Origin of the sequence: Chryseobacterium sp., from assembly GCF_022712095.1 — a bacterium.
Classification (GTDB): domain Bacteria; phylum Bacteroidota; class Bacteroidia; order Flavobacteriales; family Weeksellaceae; genus Chryseobacterium.
On record NZ_JALAHD010000028.1, the window covers coordinates 1 to 5342 of the forward strand.

Genomic DNA, 5342 nt, shown 5'->3' on the forward strand with positions numbered 1-5342 from the left:
ATCTTGAATAACAGAAAGATTATAAAGAAAAAAATAAACAATTAAAAGGGTGATTTTAGAGCTATAGATTTAGTAAAGAAATCCCTCAAAATTTAAAAATATAATTAATAAAGTCAATAACTAAAATGATACAATATTTAGATAATATTCACCATAAAGATTCAAAAAACTTTTTCCTGATAGCAGGACCATGTATTATTGAAGGAGAAGATATGGCACTTAGAATCGCTGAAAAAGTGATTAAGCTTACCGATAAATATAATATTCCTTATATTTTTAAAGGAAGCTTTAAAAAAGCAAACAGAAGCAGGGTAGATTCTTTTACAACGATCGGAGAAGAAAAATCGTTGGAAATCCTTAAAAAAGTGGGAGAGACCTTTAATATTCCTACAACCACAGATATTCATGAAAATGAACATGCAGCTTTAGCAGCGCAATATGTGGATGTTTTACAAATTCCTGCTTTCCTTGTTCGCCAGACTGATCTGTTGGTGGCAGCAGCTGAAACCGGAAAATGTGTAACTTTAAAGAAAGGGCAGTTTCTTTCTCCGGAAGCAATGAAATTTGCCGTACAGAAAATAACAGATTCGGATAATGAGAAGGTGGCTATTATTGAAAGAGGAAACTCTTTCGGATATACAGATCTAATTGTTGATTACAGAGGAATTCCAACGATGCAGCAATATGCACCGGTTATTTTGGATGTTACCCATTCTTTACAGCAGCCTAATCAGAGTTCCGGAGTTACAGGTGGCAGACCGGATCTTATTGAAACCATTGCTAAAGCTGGAATTGCGGTAGGAGCGGACGGGATTTTTATCGAAACTCACCCAACCCCGGAAATAGCCTTATCGGATGGAGCCAATATGTTAAGATTGGACTTATTGGAAGATTTGTTACAAAAGTTAACAAGAGTAAGAGAATCAATTTTATAATCATTTATGAAAAAACTAATAGTCCTATTCACTTTATCTTTATTTTCTGCTTTTTATGCTCAGAAGAAAGATTCTCTGCAATTTAACTTGCCTTCAAAATATAATTTTCAGCTGGCAGAAAAGCAGGAAAATGACCAGATGATTATGATGGAATATATTCCCAAGGGTCAAAACTGGGATAATTATGACATAATTGTAACAAAGCTTACTATTAAAAATGGTGCCAGGGTTCCTTTACAAGCTTTTTTTGACAACCAGTCTAAACTGGTGGAATCTAAAACAGAGAACTTGAGAGTAAAGGAGTTGTCCAGAAATAAAGAGAATGAACGAGAGTATATTCTTTTTACTATGGAAGCTGATGCTTATAAAGGTTCAAATACTACAGAATCACAGGTCTATTATCTTACAAAGGGTGAGCAGGATGTGTTTATTTGCATTTCCGCAATAAAAGAGAAAAATCTTCCTGGAAAATTTATAGATGAATGGTCGAAAGTTTTCTTGCAGAGCCAAATTATCAAATAAAATTTATAAATTCACTTTTTGAAATTCTTAAAACATTTCTTTTGAAAAAAATCGTTTTACCACTAAGTATTCTTGTCCCTATGTTGGCTTTCTCCCAAGTTAAGAAAAAAGACACAGTGATGAGAACCACCGACATTGAGGAGGTTGTATTCCAGAAAAAAGTAGTCGGAAAATCAAATGACCTTACCAATGTGAAAATATCAGCAAAAGATGCCCAGAATGTAGCGAGCATCTCCGGAGGTATTGAAGGTATTATCAAAACTTTACCTTCCGTAAATTCCAATACAGAGCTTTCTTCACAATATATGGTTCGTGGTGGTAACTATGATGAAAACCTTATTTATATTAATGATATCGAAATTTACAGACCCTTTCTTATCAGGAACTCCCAACAGGAAGGACTGAGTATCATTAATCCGGATATGGTGTCTACCGTTAACTTTTCAGCAGGAGGTTTTGAGCCGAAATATGGAGATAAAATGTCTTCTGCCTTGAATATCTATTATCGGGAACCAGAGAAATTTGAAGTTTCAGGAGAAGCAAGTTTAATAGGAGGAAGGTTAACAACCGGACTTGCCTCTAAAAATAAAAAATTAACCGCTTTATTTTCCGGAAGATACAGGAATACCAATCTGGTTCTTAATACGTTAAATGAAGATACTGATTTTAATCCTACTTACTGGGATTTTCAATCCTATATCAATTATCATATCAGTCCTAAATTCTCACTGTCATTCATAGGATATTATTCTAAGAATGATTATGAAATGGTTCCTAAGCAGCGAAGTGTAGATTTTGGAACAGTGGACAGACCAATGAACCTTACAGTAAACTATGGGGGAAGGGAAAATGATATGTATAAAAATATGATGGGTACTCTTTCCATGAACTTTAAGCCTTCCGATAAATGGAGGTTTACGCTGGATAGTTTCGCCTACCAGAACAGGGAAAGGGAATATTATACCATATCGTCAGCCTATATATTACAGACATTTGATCCCATTACTGGAAATCCTGTTACTTCTTATGATGTAGGAGGACAGATTGAGCATGCCCGAAATGACCTGTTTGTAAGAACGTATGGAACACAGTTTAAAGCCCGTTTCTCACCCAATATAAATACAGACATTGAAGTTGGGTTTAAATATGAAAAAGAAAACCTTAAAGACCTTACTAATGAATGGAAATTGGTAGATTCATCAGGATACAGTATTCCAAGACCGATTGATGATCCAAGGATTCCTAATTCTTCGGATCTTGATCTTTTCTATCAGATAGCAGGAAATAATAATATAGAACCAACAAGGCTTTCAGCTTATGCACAATATTCGCAGAAGTTTTTCTGGGGTGCAAGTAAAGTCTTTGTGAATGCGGGAGCAAGAGTTTCGCACTGGAGTTTTAATAAAGAAACTATTTTTTCACCTAGATTCCAGTTTGCAATAAAACCGGATTGGGAAACAGATATGCTATTCAAGCTTTCCGGAGGGGTATATTATCAGTCTCCTTTTTATAAAGAGATCAAAGATTTAGACGGAAACTTTAATTCAGATATTAAATCTCAAAGATCACTGCAAATGATTTTAGGAAATGATTTTGAATTCTATATGTATGACAGGCCATTTAAATTAAGTACGGAAGTTTACTATAAGAAAATGGATGATCTGATTCCTTATTATATGGATAATGTGAGAATCCGTTATTCGGGAAAAAATAATGCAACCGGATATGCTTATGGAATTGATACCCGTTTGTATGGGGAATTTGTTCCCGGTGTTGATTCCTGGTTATCTGCCAGCTATGCCAGAGCTTACGAAAATATAGATGGAAAAGGAAATATCCCAAGACCTACAGATCAACGATTCAGGTTTGCAATGTTTTATCAGGATTATATGCCTCAGTTCCCTTCTATGCGTGTGAATCTGACATTGGTATATGCAATGGGATTGCCTACAGGATCTCCGGTGATGACAGATCCCTATAATTATCAAAAAACACTACCAGCCTATAAAAGAGTTGACATCGGACTTTCCAAAGTTTTTATAGACTCTAAAAACAAAAATAAAATGTATGGGTTCTGGGGAAATTTTGAAGAACTGACTTTAGGTCTTCAGGTGTTCAATGCATTTAATATTAATAATACCGTAGCTAACCAGTGGGTGACCGATTATAATACCAATTTGATGTATCCGGTTCCGGTTCGTTTGACGGGAAGGTTTTTTAATGTAAAACTTGAATTTAAAATTAAATAATAAAAAACTCCTGGATATTCAGGAGTTTTTATTTCAATCTGGTTAGTAGAAAGATACTTGTTTTGCGGAATTTTGCAATAAGAATACATAATTCTATAACAAGTCTTTTTTACTTCTTTTTATTTTTGTTTAAGATTTTTAACTTACTTAATTATGAAAAATTATATCATTACAGCATTATTAACTGTTTTTTCAGTGCTTTCAGTTTCAGCACAGGTAAAAACTGATGCTCAGGTTTCAAACCTGTATAAGAATTATATTGAGATTAAAACATCCTTAAGTTCAGATGATGCTGACAAGGCTTCTGCTTCTGCTTCAGAATTTATAAAATCTGCTTCATCTGCTAAAGCATTACCGGAGAGTCAGCTGAATAAACTTAAAAAAGATGCTGATATCATTGCTAAAACAAAAAATATCAAAAATCAGCGGGAAGCTTTTCAAAGGCTTTCAGCTAATATGATTGTACTGGCAAAAGAATATAAGCTTTCTGCTCAACCTGTTTTTGTTCAGCATTGTCCTATGAAAAATGCAGATTGGCTAAGCAATGAAAAGCAGGTTGTAAACCCTTATTACGGAAAGGCAATGCTTTCCTGCGGAAATGTAAAATCTGAGATTAAATAACAAAGGCCTCATTTAATTAGGTTAATATTGTTTTAAAGGGAACTGAATCGGTTTCCTTTTTTATTAAATGAAATTATAAAAAAACGGAGCCTGAAAAATCAGACTCCGTTAGTAATTGTTACTTTAAGATTATTTACCTAAATAGGATTTTAAAATCTTACTTCTGGTATTATGCTTTAATCTTTTGATCGCCTTTTCTTTAATTTGACGAACTCTTTCTCTTGTCAGATCGAAAGTTTCACCAATCTCTTCTAACGTCATAGGATGTTTTCCGTTTAATCCGAAATACAATCTCACTAAATCTGCTTCTCTTGGAGTTAATGTATTTAAAGCTCTTTCGATTTCAATCTGAAGAGATTCTAACATTAAGTCTTTGTCCGGACTTGGTGATTCTCCAGAACGTAATACATCATAAAGATTAGAATCTTCACCTTCTACAAGGGGAGCATCCATAGACAGGTGTCTACCGGAGTTTTTCATAGATTCTTTAATATCTTCCTCACTCATATCAAGAACTTCAGCTAATTCTTCCGGAGAAGGAGGTCTTTCATTTTCTTGTTCCAAGTGAGCATATGCTTTATTGATCTTATTGATTGAACCAATTTTATTCAGTGGCAATCTTACAATTCTTGACTGTTCTGCCAATGCCTGTAAAATTGACTGACGGATCCACCAAACGGCGTAAGAGATAAATTTGAAACCTCTGGTCTCATCATATCTTTTTGCAGCTTTCATTAATCCTAAGTTACCCTCATTAATTAAATCGGGTAAAGAAAGACCTTGATTTTGGTATTGTTTCGATACAGAAACCACGAAACGAAGGTTGGCTTTAATTAATTTCTCTAATGCGGCTCTGTCTCCAGCACGTATTCTTTGCGCCAATTCTACCTCTTCGTCTGCAGTAATCAATTCCACTTTACCGATTTCCTGCAAATACTTGTCTAATGAAGCAGTTTCCCTGTTGGTAACCTGCTTGGTAATTTTTAACTGTCTCATTTATTTTATCCTCAAAATA

The 5342-nt window shown here is 34.4% G+C and carries 5 protein-coding genes; 4 read left to right on the forward strand and 1 reads right to left on the reverse strand.

Annotated elements, in window-relative coordinates; all coding sequences use genetic code 11:
- The first annotated feature begins 125 nt into the window (after positions 1–125).
- From kdsA to Q0A18_RS01345, 4 genes are all read left to right on the forward strand, one after another.
- The gene (gene kdsA / locus Q0A18_RS01330) at positions 126–935 is read left to right on the forward strand and encodes a 3-deoxy-8-phosphooctulonate synthase (RefSeq protein ID WP_292008366.1); all 810 of its coding nucleotides are present in this window, start codon (positions 126–128) and stop codon (positions 933–935) included.
- A 6-nt stretch (positions 936–941) separates the two neighbouring features.
- A complete protein-coding gene (locus Q0A18_RS01335; RefSeq protein ID WP_292008367.1) occupies positions 942–1457 on the forward strand; it encodes a hypothetical protein in 516 nt (171 codons plus the stop codon).
- Positions 1458–1498: 41 nt separating this feature from the next.
- The gene (locus Q0A18_RS01340; protein WP_292008368.1) at positions 1499–3706 is read left to right on the forward strand and encodes a TonB-dependent receptor; all 2208 of its coding nucleotides are present in this window, start codon (positions 1499–1501) and stop codon (positions 3704–3706) included.
- Between the two features lie 153 nt (positions 3707–3859).
- Positions 3860–4327 carry a DUF3347 domain-containing protein gene (locus Q0A18_RS01345; RefSeq protein WP_292008369.1) on the forward strand — a complete coding sequence of 156 codons (468 nt, stop codon included), beginning with the start codon at positions 3860–3862 and terminating at the stop codon, positions 4325–4327.
- 129 nt (positions 4328–4456) lie between these two features.
- Here Q0A18_RS01345 and Q0A18_RS01350 read toward each other — a convergent pair whose 3' ends face one another.
- Positions 4457–5323 carry an RNA polymerase sigma factor RpoD/SigA gene (locus tag Q0A18_RS01350; protein ID WP_002979276.1) on the reverse strand — a complete coding sequence of 289 codons (867 nt, stop codon included), beginning with the start codon at positions 5321–5323 and terminating at the stop codon, positions 4457–4459.
- Positions 5324–5342 lie beyond the last annotated feature (19 nt).